Origin of the sequence: Streptomyces sp. NBC_01410 (assembly GCF_045040195.1) — a bacterium.
GTDB lineage: Bacteria > Actinomycetota > Actinomycetes > Streptomycetales > Streptomycetaceae > Streptomyces.
The window spans coordinates 7,834,690-7,855,418 of the sequence record NZ_CP109530.1; the positions used below are offsets into that span (position 1 = coordinate 7,834,690).

17 protein-coding genes are annotated in these 20,729 nt (G+C 71.8%); 10 read left to right on the forward strand and 7 right to left on the reverse strand.

From position 1 onward, the window contains the following. Nucleotides 1-3: 3 nt before the first annotated feature. The 5 genes from OG741_RS35600 to OG741_RS35620 are packed head-to-tail and all read right to left on the reverse strand — an operon-like array spanning nucleotide 4 to nucleotide 5,280. A complete protein-coding gene (locus OG741_RS35600) occupies nucleotides 4-804 on the reverse strand; it encodes a phytanoyl-CoA dioxygenase family protein (RefSeq protein ID WP_405604619.1) in 801 nt (266 codons plus the stop codon). Then, nucleotides 801-1,253: a pyridoxamine 5'-phosphate oxidase family protein gene (locus tag OG741_RS35605; protein WP_405604621.1), complete on the reverse strand. Its 453-nt coding sequence runs from the start codon at nucleotides 1,251-1,253 to the stop codon at nucleotides 801-803. The genes OG741_RS35600 and OG741_RS35605 overlap by 4 nt, the downstream gene beginning before the upstream one ends. Nucleotides 1,254-1,263: 10 nt before the next feature. Then, nucleotides 1,264-2,559: an MFS transporter gene (locus tag OG741_RS35610; protein ID WP_405604623.1), complete on the reverse strand. Its 1,296-nt coding sequence runs from the start codon at nucleotides 2,557-2,559 to the stop codon at nucleotides 1,264-1,266. A gap of 1 nt (nucleotide 2,560) precedes the next feature. Then, the gene (locus OG741_RS35615; protein WP_405604625.1) at nucleotides 2,561-4,021 is read right to left on the reverse strand and encodes a hypothetical protein; all 1,461 of its coding nucleotides are present in this window, start codon (nucleotides 4,019-4,021) and stop codon (nucleotides 2,561-2,563) included. A gap of 26 nt (nucleotides 4,022-4,047) precedes the next feature. Continuing rightward, a complete protein-coding gene (locus OG741_RS35620) occupies nucleotides 4,048-5,280 on the reverse strand; it encodes an acetyl-CoA carboxylase biotin carboxylase subunit family protein (protein WP_405604627.1) in 1,233 nt (410 codons plus the stop codon). Nucleotides 5,281-5,855: 575 nt separating this feature from the next. Here OG741_RS35620 and OG741_RS35625 point away from each other — a divergent pair. Genes OG741_RS35625 through OG741_RS35655 form a run of 7 tightly spaced genes read left to right on the forward strand, consistent with a single transcriptional unit; the run spans nucleotide 5,856 to nucleotide 15,086 of the window. Further along, nucleotides 5,856-7,226 (forward strand): formylglycine-generating enzyme family protein, encoded by a 1,371-nt coding sequence (locus tag OG741_RS35625; RefSeq protein WP_405604629.1) that lies wholly within the window; start codon nucleotides 5,856-5,858, stop codon nucleotides 7,224-7,226. Then, nucleotides 7,226-8,638 (forward strand): MBL fold metallo-hydrolase, encoded by a 1,413-nt coding sequence (locus tag OG741_RS35630; protein WP_405604631.1) that lies wholly within the window; start codon nucleotides 7,226-7,228, stop codon nucleotides 8,636-8,638. The genes OG741_RS35625 and OG741_RS35630 overlap by 1 nt, the downstream gene beginning before the upstream one ends. Continuing rightward, nucleotides 8,631-9,647 (forward strand): alpha/beta hydrolase-fold protein, encoded by a 1,017-nt coding sequence (locus tag OG741_RS35635; protein WP_405604633.1) that lies wholly within the window; start codon nucleotides 8,631-8,633, stop codon nucleotides 9,645-9,647. The genes OG741_RS35630 and OG741_RS35635 overlap by 8 nt, the downstream gene beginning before the upstream one ends. Nucleotide 9,648: 1 nt before the next feature. Further along, entirely contained in the window at nucleotides 9,649-11,427 is a 1,779-nt protein-coding gene (locus OG741_RS35640; RefSeq protein WP_405604635.1) for an asparagine synthetase B family protein, read from the forward strand. Nucleotides 11,428-11,440: 13 nt separating this feature from the next. Then, nucleotides 11,441-12,541, forward strand: a complete 1,101-nt coding sequence (locus OG741_RS35645) for a hypothetical protein (RefSeq protein WP_405604637.1) — start codon at nucleotides 11,441-11,443, stop codon at nucleotides 12,539-12,541. Beyond that, complete coding sequence (locus tag OG741_RS35650) at nucleotides 12,538-14,010, forward strand: aldehyde dehydrogenase family protein (RefSeq protein WP_405604639.1); 1,473 nt, start codon at nucleotides 12,538-12,540, stop codon at nucleotides 14,008-14,010. Before OG741_RS35645 ends, OG741_RS35650 begins: the two co-directional genes overlap by 4 nt. Next, complete coding sequence (locus tag OG741_RS35655) at nucleotides 14,007-15,086, forward strand: threonine aldolase family protein (protein ID WP_405604641.1); 1,080 nt, start codon at nucleotides 14,007-14,009, stop codon at nucleotides 15,084-15,086. The genes OG741_RS35650 and OG741_RS35655 overlap by 4 nt, the downstream gene beginning before the upstream one ends. On the opposite strand, the gene OG741_RS35660 is transcribed toward OG741_RS35655, so the two are convergent. Beyond that, a complete protein-coding gene (locus OG741_RS35660; RefSeq protein WP_405604643.1) occupies nucleotides 15,062-15,298 on the reverse strand; it encodes a DUF6059 family protein in 237 nt (78 codons plus the stop codon). The two genes, OG741_RS35655 and OG741_RS35660, sit on opposite strands and share 25 nt — an antisense overlap. 153 nt (nucleotides 15,299-15,451) lie before the next feature. On the opposite strand from OG741_RS35660, the gene OG741_RS35665 reads away from it, so the two are divergent. Continuing rightward, nucleotides 15,452-16,936, forward strand: a complete 1,485-nt coding sequence (locus tag OG741_RS35665) for a hypothetical protein (protein ID WP_405604645.1) — start codon at nucleotides 15,452-15,454, stop codon at nucleotides 16,934-16,936. A 462-nt stretch (nucleotides 16,937-17,398) separates the two neighbouring features. After that, a complete protein-coding gene (locus tag OG741_RS35670) occupies nucleotides 17,399-18,319 on the forward strand; it encodes an MBL fold metallo-hydrolase (protein WP_405604647.1) in 921 nt (306 codons plus the stop codon). A gap of 58 nt (nucleotides 18,320-18,377) precedes the next feature. On the opposite strand, the gene OG741_RS35675 is transcribed toward OG741_RS35670, so the two are convergent. Next, nucleotides 18,378-18,833, reverse strand: a complete 456-nt coding sequence (locus OG741_RS35675; protein ID WP_405604649.1) for a nuclear transport factor 2 family protein — start codon at nucleotides 18,831-18,833, stop codon at nucleotides 18,378-18,380. A gap of 287 nt (nucleotides 18,834-19,120) precedes the next feature. Between OG741_RS35675 and OG741_RS35680 the strand changes: the two genes are divergently transcribed. Then, the gene (locus OG741_RS35680) at nucleotides 19,121-20,725 is read left to right on the forward strand and encodes a class I adenylate-forming enzyme family protein (protein WP_405604651.1); all 1,605 of its coding nucleotides are present in this window, start codon (nucleotides 19,121-19,123) and stop codon (nucleotides 20,723-20,725) included. Nucleotides 20,726-20,729 lie beyond the last annotated feature (4 nt).

Genomic DNA, 20,729 nt, shown 5'->3' on the forward strand with positions numbered 1-20,729 from the left:
TCACTACCTCCGGCGGTCGGGGTGGGACCAGACCGGCCTCGGCACCCGGTAGACGAAGCTGATCGCCGTACGGGGCTCGCCGACCGTCGAGTTGGGGGCGGAGCGGTGCAGCATCATCCCGTCGAAGGCGACCGCCGAACCGGGTGGCAGGGGCACCGACACGGGGGCGGATGCGGGCAGCACCCGGGCCGGGTCGACATGGGGTTCTACGGCGTCCGCGAGGGGTGGCTCGCCGGGGCGTCGTTCGCTGTCGCCGCGGTGCTCGAACAGGCCGTGCCGGTGGGAGCCGGAAATGAACTGCAGACAGCCGTTGGCCTCGGTCGCCTCCTCCACCGCCACCCAGACCGTGACCACGCTGTGCGCTTCGGTGTCGAACTCTTCGGGAGCGAACGCCATGTCCTGGTGCCACGGCTTCTCCGAGCCCAGCCGGGGCGGCTTGGCCCACAGGAAGGAGTTCACCAGGACTCCCGGCGCGCCCACCAGCTGGGGCACCAGGTCCTCGGGCAGGTCCAGTTCGGCCTGCAGCGCGGCCAGGTCCGGCGCGTAGTGGTGGGCACGGCTCACCGAGCGCAGCAGCCCGGCGACCTGCGGATCGCCCTGCTGCCAGGCCACCCACCCGCCGACGCCCGCCGCCTCCAGTACGAAGTCCCCGGCCGAGGAGTCAAGGTGGGCGGCTTCCTTACGCAGCTGCGCGGCGGCGCGGCGCAGCCGGGCGAGCCCCGCCGCCGGCACCAGGCCGGGCAGCGGGACGAACCCGCTGTCCTCCAGGGTGCCGACGGCGGCATCGGTCACGTGGTGGGTCATAGCCAGTTGCCCTCCTGCATGAGGTCACGCCCGGACAGTTCGTTGACCTCCCGCCAGGCCTGCACGTGCCGGGGCCTGATACGGAAGTACTGGTACGGCGTCTTCAGCTCACGCGGATCGAAGCCGGTCTTCTCCGCAAAGGTGTCCCCGAACTTCGGGCCGACGTCGTCCGGTTGGACACCCTCGGCGACGCCCTCGACCAGGACGACATCGCGGGTCGCGCCGAACGCGAGCCGTACCCGGCCGCCCGCCAGAAGGTTCCGGCTGGTGGGCGAGGTGCGCACGGTGGAGATGTAGAGATAAGTGCCGTCCCACAGGAAGGACAGCGGCACCAGATAGGGCCCGCCGTCGGAGTCCGCGGTGGACACCCAGGTGTCGACGTCCTTCTCGAAGTGGACGAGGACATCGCGGCGGCGCTCTTCGCGGCTGCGCGGTGGAGCGAGAGTCATGGTGTTCTCCTCATCGTGGTGTACGTGGCCTGCCGACCGCGGCGAATGTACCGGGCTCCTCGCTGCGTGTGACGCCGTCCGCGCCGACGCGGCGCACGTCCGAGAGGGCCAGACCGAGGAAGACGGGGGCTCCCACCAGCGCCGACAGCCACATCGCGCTGTGCAGTCCCACCACTTGTGCCAGCGCGCCTCCGAGCAGCGCGCCCACCGGCAGCGCGCCCCAGGACACGAAACGCACGGTGGCGTTCATCCGTCCCATCAGCGGTCGGGGAGTGACCGCCTGGCGCACACTCACCTGATTGACGTTGAGCACCACCACACCGACCGCCTGGATCAGCAGACCGCCGACCAGCAGGGCATCGACCAGCAGGGCGTGGGGCGCCGCGTACCCGGCCACGGGCAGCAGCAGCGGTCCGGCCCCGCACAGCAGCGAGGCGGCGACGATGGTGGGCCCGGTGCCGATGCGCCGCGCCGCCCGCCGGGAGGCGAGCGCTCCGCCCACCATTCCGGCACTGGACAGCGCCATCACCAGGCCGATCCGGGCCGGAGAGAAGCCCAGCTGACGGGTCGCGTACGTGACGAGCAGGGCCGAGACCATGGCGTACGACAGATTGGTCAGGCACGACGTGATCGTGATGGGGGCCAGCAGCCGGTGGTGCCTGACGAACTTCAGGCCCTGGATGATGTCCTGGCACGGAAGCTGGCCGGTGCGCGCGGCGGGCTCCGGGGGGCGGGGCCGGCCGGGGATGCGCCACACCATCACGGCGGAGAAGAGGAACGAGACGATGTCCACGCACAGCGCCACGGGCCCGCGCAGCAGCCCGATCAGCCAGCCGCCCGCCGCGTGCCCGCCGACCAGCGCGCCCGAACGGGCCAGTTCCAGCTTGGAGTTGCCCTCGGCGAGGTCCTCGGCGGGCAGGATGTCGGGCAGATAGGACTGGTAGGCGATGTCGAAGAACACGGTGGCCGCGCCGATTGTCAGCCCGACGGCGTACAGCTGCGCCAGGGTGAGCACGCCGAGCACATGGCTGACCGGCACGGTCAGCAGCACCAGCGCCCGCACGAGGTCTGCCGTGATGAGGACCGGCTTGCGCGGCATCCGGTCCACCCAGGCGCCGGCGGGCAGCCCGATCAGGAGATACGGCGCGACCTGCACGGCCTGAACGGCGCTCACCTCGAAGGCGCTGGCGTTCAGGGTCGTCAGGGCGGTCAGCGGCAGGGCGAGGATGCTGATCTGCGTTCCGAACTGGGTGACCGCCTGGGCCGCCCACAGCCGGCGGAACGCCGGTTGCCGCAGCAGTGTCATGTCACACCCCCGCTGCCGAGGTGTCGCCGTGCCGGGCGGCGGCCTCGTACGTGAACACGCCTGCGGTGCAGGCCCGTTGATCGGCGCCCATGCCCACCACGGCGCCCGCGTGGGCGGGCAGCGCGCGGGCGTAGGTGCCCGCGTGCCCGTCGGGAGTGAGGAACAGGCTCCACACGGTCCGCCAGTCCTCGGTGCGGCCGGTTGCCGGATCGAGGACGGGTTCCGGGCGGGTGTGGGCGCGCTCCTGGACGACGGCGCCGGAGGCGTCGACGGATTCCAGTGCGCGCCGCCACTGGTCCGCGGGTGTCTCCCACCCGGCCAGCACGCCCGAACCGCCGTACTGCGCCCGGGGTTTGAGGATCAGCTCGTCCTGCCGGTCCAGGCACTCGGCGAACAGGTCCGGGGCGCTGGTGCGCGCCTGGTGCGGCAGCGATCTGGTCCAGGGCAGCAGCCGGTCGATCAGTGCCAGCTCATCGGTACTGAAGCGATCGCGCAGGCCGGGCTCGGAGAGCAGCGCGAGCGCGCCCTTGTTGCTGAACAGATAGGACTCCAGAGGCGTCCACAGCACCACGGTGCCCTGCTCATGGGCCTGGAAGAGGGGTTCCACCATGGCCGCGCCGCCGGGCTCGGCCAGGATCTCCTCGGCGCAGAAGCAGCGCAGCACCAGATCCACTGCGGTGCCGTGCAGGGTGATCCGGTTCCCGCGGCTCCGGACCGCGTGCACTTCACCCACGCGGAAGTCCAGCTCCTCGGTGCGCATCAGCTCGGCGACCGCCTCCCACACGGCGCCGAACTTCGCCAGCCCGCCCGGCGCTTCGAGCAGGGCGACGACCGGGGTGCGCCCGCCCGCCACCGGGCGGGCCGCTGCCCGCAGCGTTTCGGCGACCAGGCGGCCGGTGTCCAGATACGTCAGCGCGTGCTCGGCCGCGAAGGACGCGAAACTCGGGGCCTGTGCCCACAGGCGGGGCAGCGTGCCCGCGCGGTCGATGCCCCCGAGCTCACTGGCGATGTTGAACTCCAGGAGCCGGAATCGGCAGCCGTCGAAACTCATGTCGGTGCGCCCGTACATCGGCGGAGCGCCGCCGCCGAGGCGGGTGATCAGCTTCTGTGTGCGTTCGTCGATGCCGAGCGCCCGGCAGTACGCGTCCAGGTCGCCGTCGAAGAGGCGCTGCGGCAGCGAGGTGATCAGCTCGAAGACGCCTGCCGTGTCGGCCGCCGCTCGGTCCACTGCCTGTTGTGGGGCGAAGAGCGGCCGGGAGAGCAGCCGGGTGCCGGCCGCCGCCGCGAGAGCGGGCGGCAGGCTGATCTCCTTGAGGACGGTGTGCAGCGGTCTGTGCGGATCCGCGCTCTCACGCAGAAACGCCGTCGTCACCGGGTCCGTCGTCACCGGGTCCGTGGTCATGCCGTCGGTCGTCGTGGTGTCGAACCTCGTGTAGTCGGACCTCGCGCTGTCGGTCGTCATGGCGGGCAACTGCCTTTCCCTCGGGGTCACGCGGTGCTCAGGCGCACGGCGTGAGCCGCCTTGTCGGCCTCGATCCAGCACGCGTCGGCGCTCTGCCCGGTGACGAGCACATAGCCGTAGCGGCTCATGATGTGACCGGCGGGCGGCAGCAGCAGCTCCTGGCCCGGCTCGGCGAGCGCCTGCGCCCGCACCGCCGCCGCGGGCAGCGCCGCGGCGTCCACGTGCACGCCGGCGGCCACACAGTCTTCTTCGGGGTAGAGGAAGCGGATCGCCGCACAACCACGGCGGCGCTCGGGTGGTGGCAGCGTGCTGCCGCAGGCGATCGCGACAGCCCAGTGGCCCGGGTCCACCCCGCAGGCGAAGGAGGCCACAAGAGGAATGAGATCCCCGCCGAGGCGGGCGTTGATCTCGATCACCTTCGGCCCGGCCGCGGTGAGTCTGAGCTCGGTGTGGGTGATGCCGGTGTGGTAGCCCACCGCCGCGTGCGCCCGCCGCAGGACGTCCAGCAGCCCGGGGTCGTCCAGCAGCGGGTCGGCGGCGTCGACGCTGTGGGCGATTTCCTCGAAGTACGGCTCGAATCCGCAGACTTTGCGGGCGAGGTACAGCGGGGTCAGCTCGCCATTGAGCAGTGCCGCGTCGATGCTGATCTCCTCGCCGCGCAGGTACTCCTCGACCAGGACGCTCCCGCCGAAGTCCGGCGCACCGGCCATGACCACGGTTCCCGCCGCGGTGTACGCCGCCGCCACCTCCGAGGGCGACGCGGCCCTGCTCACTCCGACACTTGCCCCGAGACCGCGCGGCTTGACGACCACAGGGAATCCGATACGGGCCGCGGCCCGCTCGGCCTCGGCCGCCGACGCCACCGGGACGGAGCGGGCCTGGGGCACGCCCGCGGCATCGAGGGCCCGGCGGGTGCCGTGCTTGTCGCGGCACAGCGCCACGGCCTCGGGCGGGGAGCCGGGAAGGCCCAACTCCCGCTGCAACCGGGCGCTCTGCTCCACCAGCAGCTCGTTCCAGCACAGCACCCCGGCCACGGTGTGCCGGGCCGCCACGGAACGGGCCGCGGTCTTCAGTGCGGCGGCGTCGTGGAGGTCGACCACGGTGTGACCGCACAGATACGGCAGCTCCCACGTGGGCTCGGTGTCCAGGAACAGCCAGATACGGGCATGGGTGGCGGCCATCGACAGGAGATATTCGCGGAACTGCCGCACGCCACTGTGCACCAGAAGGACCAGCGGAAGATCTCCAGTACCGGCCACTGAGTTCACCCCGTACCTCTCACGACGCGGCTCTCGTGAAGGAGAGCAATTGTGCGGCTGCGGCTGAACTGCCCGCCGCTCGGACGCTAGCGTCCGATGCCCCCTCGAATCGTCGGGCAGGGGAAGATTTGTAGCTCCCCGCCGAGATTTGTCATTGCTATCCGAAACTTGTCATTGCCCCCAAGGTGAATTTTCGGCCAGGTGGGAGCGCCTTACGATGCGGCCAACCCTTGCTCTCAACAGGGAGAATATTGCGTCCGGTTGGCGTGAGCGCAAGATCAAAGCATGCAAATCGGCCAGCATTAGTACCGCCTCCGTGAATTCGCTATTGACGATCCGGTGACTCGGGATTCACTCTGATTCCGCTCGGCGACTGATTGAGGTCGCTGGACTTACCCCTTGTGGAAGGAGATGGTTCTCATGGAGAAGGACTTCATCGGGTCGCGTGACAACGGCCAGGGCATCGAGAAGTGGTAATTCCGCTCCACCCGTTCCACGCACCCCGAAATACCTAAAAAGCCGCCCGCATGTACGACAGTGCGGGCGGCTTCACAACGTCTTGAGGGAGAGATCTGGTGGTTGGCAACCTTCCGTCGGCGACAGCGGAGCTGTCGCCGGAGTTTCTCGAGGTGGACCACTCGGACGACGCGCGCTACTGGGCGTCGGTCGAGGCCGTCGTGGATCTCGCCGACCGTCGCGGCCGGGACCGGGCCGGCATCCCCCTGCTCATCGGCCTCGCGGTCAAGCACCCGCAGTGGCCGGTGCGCGCCGCCGCCGTACGCCTTCTCGCCGCCCACCACCGCGACGACGCGACCGCGGCCGCCGCGGTCGCCGCCGCCACCCACGACCCCGTGGACTGGGTGGCGTTCACCGCGCTCAAGGTGGTGACCGAGCACCGCATCCGGGCTGCCGTGCCGGACATGATCCGTATCTCGGGATGGCCGAGCAATTTCGCCCGCGACGACTACGCCCGTAAACCCGTCGGCTGCGGGGCCGCGTTCACCAAGCGTGCCCTGCTCGCCATCTTCGGCACCCGGGACCCTCAGGAGCTGCGCCGCCTGGAGGACGAGTACTTCACGGACATGCGCGCCCGTGTCGCCGCGCACGCCCGCCGCCCCCGCCTGAACGACGATGTCGTGCTGGTGCCCGCCGGTCCCTTCCTGGCCGGTACCGCCTCGTCGGCCGGCGGGCCCTTCCGTATGAAACAGGGTGACAACCCGCTGCGTGCCGAAACCCTGCCCGCCTTCCACATCGACCGGACCACCGTCACCAACGCCCGCTACGCCGAGTTCCTGGACAAGGCCTCGGACACGGGGGAGTACGACCACCCGGACCAGCCCGAGGAGCGCCGCCACCACCAGCCTGCCCACTGGCACGACGCCCGCTTCAACGAGCCCGGCATGCCGGTGGTCGGCCTCGACTGGTACGACGCCTGGGCCTTCGCCAACTGGGCCGGCGGCACCCTGCCCAGTGAGCTCCAGTGGGAGAAGGCGGCCCGCGGCACCGACGGCCGCTCCTACCCGTGGGGGGACGGCTTCGAGCCGGACCGGGTGAACTACGTCGAGCGCTCCTACGGGCAGCCCGTCGCCGACCTGGACGAGCTGGAAGCGCTCCTGGTCACCACGACCCACGACGACACCCCGCCCCACCCGGTGCTCGCCTCCGACAGCCTGCCCGCGGGCGCCAGCCCCTACGGCGTGCTCCAGATGTCCGGCAACGTATGGGAGCTCACCCGCACCAACTACTACACCGGCGAGGACATGGACCCCTTCTTCCGGGGGCGCCACCCCATGGAGTTCATGAACCGCAAGGAGGCCTTCCATGTGCTGCGCGGCGGCACCTGGACCTCGCCGCCGGTGTGCCTGACCACCTTCTACCGGGGCAAGGACCTGATCACCGATCTGCACAACGAGGTCGGATTCCGCTGCGTGTACGAGGCGGAATGATGCGGCTGACATCCCTGGGGCATGCCGCCGTCCTCATCGAGACCGGCGAGCGGCGCATCCTGGTCGACCCCTGGCTCACCCAGCGCCTGGACCGCTTCTGGGAGCACCATCCCGCCCTGCCCGACGGTCTGCTCGACGTCCTGGACGGCGGCGTGGACCACATCGTCTTCAGCCACCACCACTTCGACCACCACCACTTCCCCTCCCTGGCCCGGATCCTTCAGGACAGCGAGGTCGACTTCGACGACAGCCCGCACCGCGCGCCGGACACGGACTGCGTCTTTCCTGTCGGACCCGTCCCGCCCCGGTTCACCGGATCAGGACTCGGCCACCAGGCGATCGAATGGACCCTGCGCCGCCTCGGCTTCGAAAGGCTGACCCCCGTCACGCCCGGCAGCACGCTGCGCCTGGGCGACACAATCCTGCACACCTTCGTCTCCGACGTCACCTTTCCCGAGATGAGCATCCTGGTGCAGAGCGGCGAGGCATCCGTGATGCTCTGCGGCGACGCGATCCTGCACGAGTCGACCGTGCGGCACTTCGCCCGCCCCGACGCCCCCCGGATCGATGTCGCCTTCGTGCCGGCGCACAGCATGTCGCCCCCGGGCGTGCTCACCGAGCGCCGCCCGCTCGCCGACACGGAGTCCGTACGCGCCCGCGCGGTCGCGAACTTCGACCGCTACGTGACCACCTTGAACGCGGGCCTGACCGTCCCGTCGTCCTTCGGCTGGAAGGTCAGCGGCGACGGTGATCAGGACTACTCCTGGTGCAACCGGACCATTTTTCCCCTCACCCCCTACCAAGCGCTGGGCCGCCTGCGCGAGTTGGGCAAGGACGGTCTGCTGTGGGGGCCCGGACAGATCATCGAGGTCGCCGACGGCCGTGCCGAACTGCGCAACGGCCCCCATGCGCCCAAGGGGTACGACTTCGATACCGTCTACGCCGAGGTGAGTCTGGACGAGGACACCGCCGTCCCGCCGTTCGCCCCCGGACGCGACCGCCACGGCCGCCAGACGCGCAGCGTCGAAGACCTGCTCGCGGACCTGATGGAACGCCTCGTCGGCACCGACTTCTGGTACCGCGCCATCGACAGCGGCGCGACCCACACCATCTCGCTGCACGAGGACGGCGACGAGGACGGCGGCGCCACCCACAGCCACCTCCTGGACCCGGTGACCGGCCGCGTCGTCCGTCTGGGACCGGGACCGGCCCGCCGGCACCTCACCCAGGACACCGGCTACACGGAGATCGCCGCGAGCACCCTGCAGGCCCTGCTGGACAGCGAGTTGCTGTACGGCAGCTCGTACGGACTGTGGGCCAGCAACAGCAATCTGCTCTCCGCCGTCTTCCACCAGCCCGTCCACTACACCCGGCATGTGGACCAGGTCCTGGGCAGGCCCGGCGATGGGTGAGACGGCCGGGCGGCGCGTCGTCGTCGAACACCACAGCGTCTGCCTGCGGGACAACCCGCTGGGGGACCAATACACCCGGCGGATCGAGGTGCTGCTGCCACCGGGATACCGGGAGGACGTGCGCCACCCCGTCGTCTACTGGCTGCCGGGCTTCGGCGCCGCCCCCACCCTGACCAATCGCCCGCTGGCGTTCGGCGACTCGGTGGCCGGCCGGCTCCAGGCGGCCATGGCGCGCGGCGAGATCCCCGCGGCGCTCCTGGTGGTGCCGGACTGCACGACCGCGTACGGCGGTTCGCAGTACATCGACTCCCCGGCCTGCGGCCGCTACCTCACCCACCTCACCGAGGTCGTCGCCGAGGTGGACCGGCGCTTCGCCACCCGGGCCGAGCCTGCCTGGCGCGCGATCGCGGGCAAGTCGAGCGGCGGCTACGGCGCCCTGATCGCCGCCATGCACACCGACCTTTTCGGCGCGGTACTCGCCCACACCCCCGACGCGGGCTTCGAGCACTGCTATCTGCCCCTGCTCCCGGGCGTACTGGACACGATCGAAGCAGCGGGCGGCATCGAGGAGTTCCTGGCCCGCCGGTACAGCGGGCCGCACGACGTGGCGTTCATGGTCGCGATGAGTCTGCTGGCCATGGGCATGTGCTACGCCCCCGAGCCACGTGTTCCGGCCGTGCAGACCCTGCCCTGCGATCCGCGCACCGGGCTCTTCCGCCCCCAGGTGTGGGAGCGCTGGCTGCGGCACGATCCCGTACGCACCGCCGCCGCGCACACCGAACGGCTGCGGGCGCTGCGGCTGCTCTACCTGGAGACCGGCCGCCGCGACGACTACCACATGCACTGGGGCGTCAGGGCGCTGCACGCCACGCTGCAGGAGCTCGGCATCGCGCACGAATACCAGGAACACGACGGCGGGCACCACGGCATCGAGCATCGCTTCACCACCTCCCTGGCCCGCCTCGGCCGGGTGTGGGACACCGCGGCGGTCACCACGGGAGGGCGCTGACATGTGCGGCATCGCAGGGTTCATCCCGCTCGGCGCGCCGCGCGAGCGGCAGTGGCTCGCGGCACTCGGCACCACCATGACCGGGGCGATGGCACACCGCGGCGAGTCGGCGGGCGCCCCCTGGGTGGCACCGTCGGGCGCGGCGATGCTCGCCTGCGTCCGGCTCGCCGTCCAGGACCGGACCGGCGCCGGGGACCAGCCCATGGCAGACCCCGACGGGCGGTTGGTACTGGTCAACAACGGCGAGGTGTACGCCTCCCGCGCACCGCTGGCCCCGTCATGGCCACGGCGTACCCACTGCGACACCGAATTCGTCCTGCAACAGGTCAGCCGGGCCACCGACGAAGCGGCCGTACTGAGCAGCCTGGACGGCATGTTCGCGCTCGCCTGGCACGACACCCGCACCCGGCGCACCGTCCTGGCGCGCGACCACTTCGGCGTCAAGCCGCTCCACTACTGCTACACCGACGACGGGCTGCTCTTCGCCTCCGAGGCCCAGGCTCTGCTCGCCACCGGGCTGATCCGGCCGGAGGTCGACCCCGCCGAGTTCGTGCTGCGCTCCTGGGTGCGGATGGACGCGGCGGACGAACACACCTGGCTGTCCGGCATCCGCGCGCTCCAGCCCGCCGAGTACCTGGTCGTGGACGCGCCCCGGGTGCGCCTGCGCCGCTACTGGCAGCCCGAGCCGTCCGACGAGGTGGTCGGCGCCGAGGAGATCCGCGCCGCCTTCGACCGTTCCGTCGCCCTGCGTTCGGTGGCCGACGTGCCCCGGGCCGCGGTGCTCAGCGGCGGAGTCGACAGCTCGGCGATCTTCTCGGCGCTGCACACCGGCGGAGTCGAGGTGGCGCCCTATGTCGCCCACTACGAGGACGGCATCGGCGGCTCGGGCAGCGACGTCGACCACGCCCGTCTGGTGTCCGGCGCCCACGGCGTCCCGCTCACCGTGTGCGAACTGTCGCGCCGCGACGCGGTCACGCTCGTCCCGGAGGTCGCGCACCGGCTCATGCGGCCCCTGCTGCACGGCGCCGAACTCGCCATGTACCAGCTCTACCGGCGTATCTCCGCCGAGGGCCAGGTCGTCGTCTACTCCGGCCACGGGGCCGACGAGATGTGGGGCTACCAGGACGGCGGCTACTTCCCCGTCGTCGACCCGGCGGCCGCGACCCATGTGCACGGCCGCCACTACCTCACCCACCGCCTGCACCGCGACGAACGCCCGCTGTGGGGCGAACTCATCGAGTGGCTGGCACGCGAACTCGGCGTCGACATGGACGACATCAGGCAGCGGGTGTGGGACAGGGTGCTCAGGGAGTACCGGGCGCTGGACACCCTCGACCCGCTCAAGCGCGGCAGACACCATCTGATGCGCCGCTTCCTCGTCTACGTCAACGACATGGTGGACCTCACCTCCTCGGCGTACACACTCGAGGACCGGCCCGTCTTCCAGGACGTCACCCTGGCCGAACTCGCCTTCCGCTGCCCGGAACATCTCAAGAGCCCGACGGCGCCAGGCCGCCACAAGGAACTGCTGAAATCCGCGCTCGGCACCCTGCTGCCGCCCGCCGTCGTCCAGCGCCGCAAGCAGGGTTTTCCCTCGCCCACCGACCCCGTCTACGAGCAGGCGCTGCGGAACCTGGCGGCCGAGCAGGGACTGCCGTTCGGACTCACCGGCCTGCCAGGTCACCTTCAGGATGCCCTGGGGGCAGGGGAGTTGATGTTCCTGGCCTCCAGCTCCGCCTGGCTGGAGCGGCTGCGGACGCCGGAACCCACCCCCTTGTAGAGGAGAAACACCCATGGCGTCGACCCATACCTGGCAGTGGAACACGGTCGCCGACGCGGCCGAACTGGAGGACGCGCCGCCCCGACTGGCACCCCAACAAGCCCAGCCGTGGTGCAACTTCACACTGTGGCACCCCGCCGAACTGCCCGGCGGATGCGACGCGGCGGTCGGCACCCTGCGCAAGGAAGCCCCGCCAGGCCGCACCGACGCGAGCGCCGGCCGTACCCCGTGGTCCGATGCCAACCCGGCCGCGTACCGCACCGAGATCAGCGGCGGCGGGCGCCGGCTGCGGCTCAAGCAGTTCCTGTACGACTGGGCCTTCCCCGCCGCCGACCACCCCTGCCTGTGGGGCAGCGAGACCCGTCCCTTCCCCATCGGTGCGGGGCGTGTGGTCTGGCTGGGCACCGACTACCTCGGGCACCGCGCCGCCTCCGCGCGCATGAGCCGTACGACGGTCGAACTGTCCGTGCTGGAAGGCGAGTTCACCGACGAGGAGCTGGTGGAGCTGTACCGGGCGCTGCGGCCGGCCGACGCGGAGGCCCCGGCGCGTATCGTGCGTACGCCGTTCAGTGAGCTCTCGTACTGGGCCAGGCACACCACCGACATGATCTCGGTGCCGACCGGGCTGTACTTCTTCCACCGGCGCGATCGCCCGCACGAGGGGGACTGGGTGCCCACCGCGGAACTCCCGTCCTTTCTCGCGGCTCAGGGCCTCCCCGGCGAACTGGGCGGCTTCGCACCGGACAGCGCCGCGGTCTTCACCGCCGGAGAGGGCGCGCGGGAACTCGAAGTGATCTACACGAGTGAGGCGGGCGGCGGCGAGCTGCGGCTGGTCCTGCAGCGCCCGGGCGCCGGACGGATGCCCTATCCACCGGAGCGTGAGAAGCACCCGGCCCGCACGCAGGAGACTCGCGTCCGGGGCCGGTCGGTGCATATGGCCTTCGTGGATCCGGCGGTCGGCCCGTTCGACGCCGTCTGGCAGGACCCGTCCCTGGGGGTGGAGGGCAAGCTACTGAGCAGCGCCGGCCAGGGACTGGACAAGGAGTTCGCTCTCGGCTGCCTGGACACCCTGCTGTCCTGCTCCCTTCTGGCGGGTCGGGGGGCCGTGCTGTGAGCTCCACGGCCGCCTCACTGATCGCCGCCCCGCCGGGTAGCCGCCTGGGACGACCGCTGTACGACCCGTCCACCGGGGAGTGCTTCGACGTCCTGCCCGACAGCACGGCGGACGAATGCGCCCGGACGGTGCGGCTCGCCGCCACGGCCCAGGTCGCCTGGAACACGGCCGGGCCCCGCCACCGCTCCGAGCGCCTGCACCGGCTCGCGGATCTCGTCCAGGAGCGCCGGGAGGAACTCATCGAGCGGGAGCGCCGGGGCGCGGGTAAACCCGTCGGACGTGTGGGCGGGGAAGTGGACTTCGCCGTCCGCGCGTTCCGCTGGTTCGCCCATGCGGCGCTGCACCCCGCGGGCGAGGTTCACCCGTCCGCGCCGGGTCTGCGGGCCTATACGGACCGGGTGCCGCTGGGCGTGTGCGCCGCCGTCTGCCCGGCCAACTACCCACTGCTCATGGCGTCCTGGAAAGCAGCCGCCGCCCTGGCGTACGGCAATGCCGTGGTCGTCAAGCCCGCACCCGAAACCCCACTGTCCGTACGCCTGTTGGTGGAGACGGCCGGCGAGGTCCTCCCGCCCCATGTGCTCAGCGCCGTCTACGGCGGCAGCGAGGTGGGGCAGCTGCTGTGCGAACTGCCCGGCATCGCAGCGGTCTCCTTCACCGGCTCAACGGCCGCCGGGCGCGACGTGGCACGGCGCTGCGCGGCCGGAGTCAAGCGCGTCTCACTCGAACTCGGCGGCAAGAACCCGCTCGTGGTCTTCCCCGACGCGGATCTGGACGCTGCCGCCGAGGCGGCCGTGGAGGCATTCACCGGCAACTCCGGCCAGATGTGCGTCGCCGCCTCCCGGCTCGTCGTCCACGAGTCCGTGCACACCGACTTCGTACGGGAGATCGCCGCCCGGGCGGGCTCACGGACCCTGGGCCCGACCGACGACCCGGGCACGCAGCTCGGGCCGCTGATCACCCGGCAGGCCGTTGACCGGGTCGCCGCGGCGGTCGACGAGGCCGTGGCACAGGGCGCATCGGCGCTTCTCCCGCCCGGCCGCAGCGCGCTGCGGCCGAGCCTTCCCGGCGCGTGCGGCCAGGGCTTCTACGTCAACCCGGTCGTCCTCGACCAGGTGAGCACGACCAGCCCGGCCTGGCGCCAGGAGCTGTTCGGCCCGGTGCTAGCGGTACGGACCTTCCACAGCGAGGACGAGGCGCTGAACCTGGCCCACGACACCGACTACGGCCTGTCCGCCTCCGTGTGGACCGCGGACAGCGGCCGCACCGAGCGGCTGGCCCGGCAACTGCGGGCCGGACTGCTCTGGTTCAACACCTGGGGCGACACGGACGAGACCATCAGCGTCGGGGGAATGGGCCACAGCGGCTACGGCCGCGAACTGGGCGTGCACGCCGCCGACCAGTACACCCACACCCGCGCCGTCTGGATCGCCCACGCCGGGCAGCCGCACCTGCCGGAGGTGGGCCGGTGAACGACCAGCCACTGTGCCTCGACTTCCGCAGCGACACCCGCACGCGTCCCGACGCGGCGATGCGGGCCGCCATGGCCGAGGCCGAGGTGGGAGACGACGCGTACGGGGACGACCCGGCCGTCCTGGCGCTGGAGGCGGAGGGCGCCGGGCTCACCGGCAAAGGCGCGGCTCTGTTCCTGCCGAGCAGCACCATGGCCAACCTCGTCGCGGTCCTGGCTGCCGCACCCGCCGCACCTGCCGCGCACACTCGTCTCGTCACCGGCGGGGACACCCACATCGCCCGCTTCGAGAGCACGGCCATGCGCCGTTTCGGCGGCGTGCGGCTCGTCGGGGTGGCACAGCGCGACGACGGAACTCCCGAGCCGGCCGCGTACACCCGGGCACTCGACGACAGCCGCGGGCAGCCGCTGATCGTCTCCCTGGAGAACACCTGCATGCTCCAGACGGGCAACGCCCAGGACGCGGCAACCACATGGAGCCTGGCCGCCCTCGCACGGCGGTACGGGGCCCATGTCCACCTCGACGGTGCCCGGCTCGCCAACGCGGCGGTCGCCCGGCAGGTATCCGTAAAGACCCTGGCGGCCGCCGCGGACAGTGTCACCTTCTGTCTGGCCAAAGGTCTGGGCGCACCGGTCGGCTCGCTGCTGTGCGGGAGCGCCGCCTTCGTGGACCGCTCCCGTGAGCTGCGTCTTCAGCTCGGCGGCACCATGCACCAGGCGGGCGTTGTGGCGGCGGCGGGTCTTGTTGCACTGCGACGCCTGCCCCGGCTGGCCGACGACCACGCGCTTGCTGCCGCGCTGGCGGCCGGACTGGCTTCGGTGCGGGCTGCGGACGTTGCCGTACCGGCCCGGCGGACGAACATCGTGACGGTCCGGCTGGCCGGGCTCGACGCCGCCGAGTTGCAGCGGCGGCTGGCGGCGCATGGGGTACTGGTGCTGCCCCTCGACCACGGCCGGGTGCGCTTCGTCGTGCACCGCGAGCACGAGGCCGCGGCGGTGCCGCACGTGGTCCGCGCGCTCGCCGGCGCCCGGACCGCCTCCGCGAGCGTTGTTCAGCCCGCTTCGAGCTCCCGCTGAAGCGCCTGCTCCAGCGGGCTCAGCGGAATGTCCGGGCGCAGCCGCTCCGGGTGGCGCGCGGGCGGGCCCTTGAGCTCGGGCGCACGCTCGGGCGGCAGTGGAGGGTACGGGTGCCCCGGCTCCCCGCCCGTGTGCTGCATGCCCAGAGCCACCAGACCGCGGCACAGCGCGGTGAGCAGGCGGCGGAGGAAGGAGGCTTTCACGTCTGACATCACTCCCTCGTCGCGGGACCGGGCCGGTTCCCGTCACTGTCCGGCCCGCCGCTCGGCACAGCTTCGAGACGGGGTCGAGCCCGGCTCGAACACACCGCCACACACTTCTGAGCACCCGCCGGGCCCGGCGCCGGGGCGGGAGGAGGGACGACGATGACCCGTGACCAGAGCAGGAAGTGGCCGCAGGGGCGCAGGGCTTCGACCGCGCACACCCGGGCGGGCCTGGGGATCGACGGCTTCGACGAAGCCGTCGTGCATCCCGAGGACGAGAACTTCGGAGCCTTCGCCGAACTGTCCGTCCCGGGCGGCGACGAGGGTGCCACGGTCGAAGACATCGAGGATCTGCTGGCCGATCTGCAGCTGGAAGGCGCCGGTCTTGCCGGGTGCGACCCCGAGCCCGCCGTGCGGCGGGCCCGCCGGCTCGGCGACGAGATCGCCTTTCTGGGGCTGACCCGGCTGGTCGCCGAACTCACCGGCGACACCGCGCCGCCGACCCCTTCCGCGATATTCGCCCTGGAGACCGACGAGGACGCCCGCCTGGCTTCCTGCGTACGACTGCGCGGCGAGGCCGGGGAGCTCGTGGAGGCCACCTGGCAGTGGCTGTCGGCTCGCCGCCGCGCCGCCGACGGACAGCCCTGGTGGGCCACCGGCCGGCTCCGCCCGCTGCCGCCCGGCACACTGCGCCTGCTGGCCGAAGTGTCCGAGCCCGTACCGGACTTGGCTCCCATCGCCGAATCATGGGCGCGTACGGCGGGACTGAGCGACGGCGCCGCTGAGCACAACTGGCGCTGGCTGATGCACGGTGAGCCGTTGTGCCGGTCCGCCGCACCCGCGGGGCACGGGCTGCCCCGGCTGAACGAACTGCTCGCCGGCCTCGTCGCAGAGGCCCGCGGCCACGGACTGCTGCCGCCCACCCACAAGGTCAAGCTGATCCGCAGGCCCGGCACCGTGCCGCGGGCCACTCCCGTCCGCATGCCGGGCTTCTCGTTGCTGTCCGCGCCCACGCAGGTCACCCCCGCCACGGTGCGGCAACTGCAGCGGCACATCGCCGCCCTGACCGAACACGCGCTGCGCCCCAAACACGCGCCTCTGGCTGAACGGTGGGCCCTCGACCCCCTGCGCTCCGCGGGCTGGGCCCTGCTGCTCGTGCACCGGGTCCACTCGCCCGAGCTGCTCGTCCGGCTCGGCCTGGAGGAGCACACCGCGGTGTCCGCGGCCCGCTTCCTCGCCGAGCACGAGCGCTTCTGCCGTGGGCTGTCGGCGGTCGACCTGGCTCTGGACGCGGCCATCGGCGAATGCCGCAGCGCGGACGCCGCGCTCGACGCGGCGGCAGCGGTCGCCGAGCGTACGGGGCTGCGGATGGCGCCCGAGCTGCTGCTGCTTCGCCAGCCCCGCATCCTCAACCGGCGCTCCCACCTGGCGGCCGGGCCCTGGCACGGAGCCGTACGCGACGCTCTCACCGACCGTTTCGGCAACGGCTGGGCCCAGCAGGAAGAGGCATGGGCGCTGCTGCTGAACACCCTGACGAGCACCGATACGGCCGCCGCGTTTCTGGGAGCGCTGGCGGCACCGGGTCGTACGGGCCGTGGCGGGGGGCGACGTCCGGGTTTCCTCGTGCCGGTGGGGGCTGCCGCATAGGCGTCGCGGGCGACGGCGCGCGAGCGACGGCGGCGCGGGGCAGAGTTCCGGCCGCCCGCGTGGTCGTCAGGAGCCACGGGGGCGGCCGGGTGGCGTGCGGCGCCGGGAAGGGGGGACGCTCCCCGGTGCCACGCGCCTGGCGCTCCGTCAGGAACGCCGGTCACGGGCGGCATTGCGGCCGCGGCTCGCCGGATTCCACGACGAGATCCTCCGGGATGAGCTTTCCCGCACCGGCTGGAGCACGGCTGGAGGCAGCCGAGGCCGGCCGGGTCCAGTTGTCTTCGAGGCGGCTCCCAGGCGGGGCGGTCACGCTGCAGTTCAGCAGGCCCGGGCCGGGGCGTTCCGGGCCGCATTCCGGGCCGAGGCGACGGGAGTTGGCGCTGTGACGGGTGTGGTGACCTACGCAAGCGCGGGAGAGGCCTATCGGCACACCGCCGTTCCCGGCGTGGGGGTGAGGCCGCGATGACCGCGACGGTTACCGGCGCCCTGCGGACGCAGGAGGTCGCCGACGGGGTCTTCGCCCACGTACAGCCGCCCGGGGGCTGGTGCCTGAACAACGCGGGCCTCGTCGTCGGCGACGACGGACAGAGCGTGCTCATCGACACCGTGGCGACCGAGCGCCGCGCCCGGCGGCTGCGCGAGGCGGTGCTGCGCCGTGTGCCCACGCCGCCGCGCACCCTGGTCAACACCCACTTCCACGGCGATCACGTCTTCGGCAACTTCGTCTTCCCCGAAGCCCTGATCGTCGCCCACGAAGGCACCCGCAGCGACATGGCCGAACACGGACTGCACCTGGCCGGGCTGTGGCCGGACGTGTGCTGGGGCGACCTCGAACTCGCGCTGCCCCAGGTGACCTACCGCGACGCGCTGACCCTGCACATCGGCGGCGTACGCGTCGAGCTGCTGCACATCGGCCCGGCCGCACACACCACCAACGACACGGTCGTCTGGCTGCCCGAACAGCGGGTGCTGTTCACCGGAGACGTGCTGATGGCGGGCGTCACGCCCTTCTGCGTCATGGGCTCGGTCTCCGGGTCGCTCGACGCCCTGGACCGGCTGCGCGCCCTCGGCGCCGAGGTGGTGGTGCCGGGACACGGACCGGTCGGCGGCCCAGGCCTGTTCGACGCCAACGAGGCGTACTTCCGCTGGATCCAGCGGCTCGCCGAGCGGGGATGTGCGGCCGGTCTGACGCCGCTGCAGCTCGCCCGTGAGACCGACCTGGGACCGTACGCCGAACTGATCGACCCGGAGCGCCTGGTGCCCAATCTGGCTCGCGCCTACGCCGAGGTGCGGGGCGCGGCCCCCGGCTCCCCGCTGGATGTGGGCGCCCTGTTCGGGGAAATGATCGACTACCACGGCCGGCTGCCCGACTGCCACGCCTGACTGCCTCGCCCGACCGGCACCCCGAGCATCACAGCCCGGGGTGCCGATGCGTGTCCTCTTACGGGAAATCGTCGCGGGTGACCGTACGCGTGCGCACATGCAGCTCGTCGCCGCTGCGCACCAGCACATCGGTGCAGACACACACCCTGTGCACCCGGCAGCCGCCGCCGATCCTGGAGGCGTACACGATCGTGTAGGCGCGTACGTCCAGCACCCCGTCCGGGCGCTCGGTCAGATCGAGCATGCCGATGAAGTGGCGGTGCCGCTCACCCGCCTCGGCGAGTGCGTCGGCGCTGCGTTGCGCGGCGATGACCAGACCGGGGCGGCCGTGCACCGGCTTGGGCAGCGTCGGTACGTCGAAGCGGGCGTCCTCGGTGAAGGTCGCCGCCCACCGTTCGGCCTCGCCGGCGTCCAGCAACTGCATCTGGTGTGCGTAGAACTGCTGCACCTGCGCATAGAGGGCTGCGAACGCGTCGGTGGGCCGCAGGGCCTCGGCCTCGCTCCGCACAGTCATGGCGTCTCCGTTCCGTCGGTTGGCGCCACTGTCCAGGACGCCGATCGAGCCGCCTTCGAAGATTCCTCAAGCACCCCGGCCGACCGTGAGGGCTATGGGGGTGTCTTTTGGATCAGGCCGGATCAGTGAGCGGGGTCTGGTGCGTGCAGTTGCAAGGCGGAGGAAGGAGCCGACGCGGAGCGTCGGCGACTGACGACAACGCGGCGAGCGTGCGTGCCAGGGCACGCGAGCCCGGCAAGATCCGAAAGACACCCCCCTTAGCCGTCGGGAGCAGGAGGTCTGAGCCCATGCCGTCGTTCACCTATCCAGAACTGCCGCTGGACGGGCTGCTGCGCCGGGCCGCCATCCGCCACCCCGGAAAAGCCGCCCTGGTCACCGAGTCGGACACCGTCGACCACGCCGAACTCGACGACCGTGCCGACCGCATCGCCCGCTACCTGGAGCACACGGTCGGCCGGCGCGAGGCGGCGATCGGTGTGGCCAACGTCCTCGACCCCGCCTTCCCCGCCGCCTTCTACGGCACCGTGCGCGGCGGCAATGTCGCCGTGCTCGTCAACCCGCTGGTCAGACAAGCGGTGTTGCACCACGTCTTCGCCGCGGCGGGCATCGAGGTGGCCTTCGTACCGGCTGCGACAGCCGAACTCCTCGTGAAACTGAGGGAGTCACTGCCGCAGCTGCGCACGATCGTCGTCACCGACGCCGAGGACGGTGTGGTCCCGGGCGACGCGGTGCCGTTGCAGGCAGCTCTCGACGCGGTGCCCGAAGGTACGGGCGCCCGCCGCCGGGGCGCCGCGGCCCCCGGCGCCGTCGCCTGCGTGCAGTTCACCACCGGAACCACCGGCCGGCCCAAGGGTGTGCGCCTGACCCACCGCAACCTGGTGGCGAACGCCGCGCAGACCGTCCATGCCCACGCCCTGGGCCCCCAGTCCGTGACCTTCAACCATCTGCCCCTGTACCACGTGATGCACCTCAACTCGGCGCTGTACGCGGGCGCCACGCAGATCCTGTGCCGCGATCCGGACCCGGTGGCCTCGCTGGCACTGGCCGCCCGCACCGGCGCCACCCACTACTACGGGCTGCCCGCACGGCTGCACCGGCTGGCCGCCGACCCGCGCCTTGAGAGCCGCCCGGAGGGCGTGCCCGCCGGACCGCGGCTGACCGCCGTGCTCTCCGGCGGCAACGCGCTCGCCGACGCCACCGCCCGGCGGCTGCGCGATCTGCTCGGCGTCCCCGTCATCCAGGGCTACGGCCTGGCCGAACTCTCCCCGCTGTCCCACAGCCAGCGGCCCGGGGACGGATCGCGCAGGGGCTGCGTCGGGCCCGCCGTGCCCGGCACCGAATGCCGCATCGTGGACCTCGGGACGGGGGAACGAGTCGGCGTGTACACGACCGGCGAGGTGCACGTGCGCGGGCCGCAGCTGATGGCCGGATACCTGGACGAGAACGAGCCCTCCAGGACGGACGCGGACGGCTGGTTCGCCACCGGCGACGTCGGATATCTCGACGAGGACGGTGCGCTGTTCCTGGTGGACCGGCTCGGCGACGTGTTCAAGTACGACAACGAACTCGTCTCGCCGACCGCCGTCGAGCGGATCCTCGCCGAGGACCCGCGCGTGGCCGACTGTGTCGTCTCCGGCTGGCCCGACCCCGTGCACGGCGCCGTCGTCTGGGCGGGCATCGTGCTGCACCAGGACGCCGGACAGCGCTGGTGCTCCGTGCTCGACATCCTGGACTCGATCACCGAGAAAGCCAATGCGCAGCTGGCGTCCTTCGAGCAGATCCGCCGCGTCGAGACGCTCGACGCCGTCCCCCGCACTCCCGTCGGCAAGCCCCGGCGTCTGGAGCTGAGACAGCAGCTGCACGCCCGGGCCGCTGCCGAAAGCGCCGCCTGAGCCC

What these genes read in the sequence shown, in the direction of transcription:
- OG741_RS35600 (WP_405604619.1), bottom strand. Translation starts at nt 804, where the DNA reads ATGACCCACCACGTGACCGATGCCGCCGTCGGCACCCTGGAGGACAGC.
- OG741_RS35605 (WP_405604621.1), bottom strand. Translation starts at nt 1,253, where the DNA reads ATGACTCTCGCTCCACCGCGCAGCCGCGAAGAGCGCCGCCGCGATGTC.
- OG741_RS35610 (WP_405604623.1), bottom strand. Translation starts at nt 2,559, where the DNA reads ATGACACTGCTGCGGCAACCGGCGTTCCGCCGGCTGTGGGCGGCCCAG.
- OG741_RS35615 (WP_405604625.1), bottom strand. Translation starts at nt 4,021, where the DNA reads ATGACGACCGACAGCGCGAGGTCCGACTACACGAGGTTCGACACCACG.
- OG741_RS35630 (WP_405604631.1), top strand. Translation starts at nt 7,226, where the DNA reads ATGCGGCTGACATCCCTGGGGCATGCCGCCGTCCTCATCGAGACCGGC.
- OG741_RS35635 (WP_405604633.1), top strand. Translation starts at nt 8,631, where the DNA reads ATGGGTGAGACGGCCGGGCGGCGCGTCGTCGTCGAACACCACAGCGTC.
- OG741_RS35640 (WP_405604635.1), top strand. Translation starts at nt 9,649, where the DNA reads ATGTGCGGCATCGCAGGGTTCATCCCGCTCGGCGCGCCGCGCGAGCGG.
- OG741_RS35645 (WP_405604637.1), top strand. Translation starts at nt 11,441, where the DNA reads ATGGCGTCGACCCATACCTGGCAGTGGAACACGGTCGCCGACGCGGCC.
- OG741_RS35660 (WP_405604643.1), bottom strand. Translation starts at nt 15,298, where the DNA reads ATGTCAGACGTGAAAGCCTCCTTCCTCCGCCGCCTGCTCACCGCGCTG.
- OG741_RS35665 (WP_405604645.1), top strand. Translation starts at nt 15,452, where the DNA reads ATGACCCGTGACCAGAGCAGGAAGTGGCCGCAGGGGCGCAGGGCTTCG.
- OG741_RS35670 (WP_405604647.1), top strand. Translation starts at nt 17,399, where the DNA reads ATGACCGCGACGGTTACCGGCGCCCTGCGGACGCAGGAGGTCGCCGAC.
- OG741_RS35675 (WP_405604649.1), bottom strand. Translation starts at nt 18,833, where the DNA reads ATGACTGTGCGGAGCGAGGCCGAGGCCCTGCGGCCCACCGACGCGTTC.
- OG741_RS35680 (WP_405604651.1), top strand. Translation starts at nt 19,121, where the DNA reads ATGCCGTCGTTCACCTATCCAGAACTGCCGCTGGACGGGCTGCTGCGC.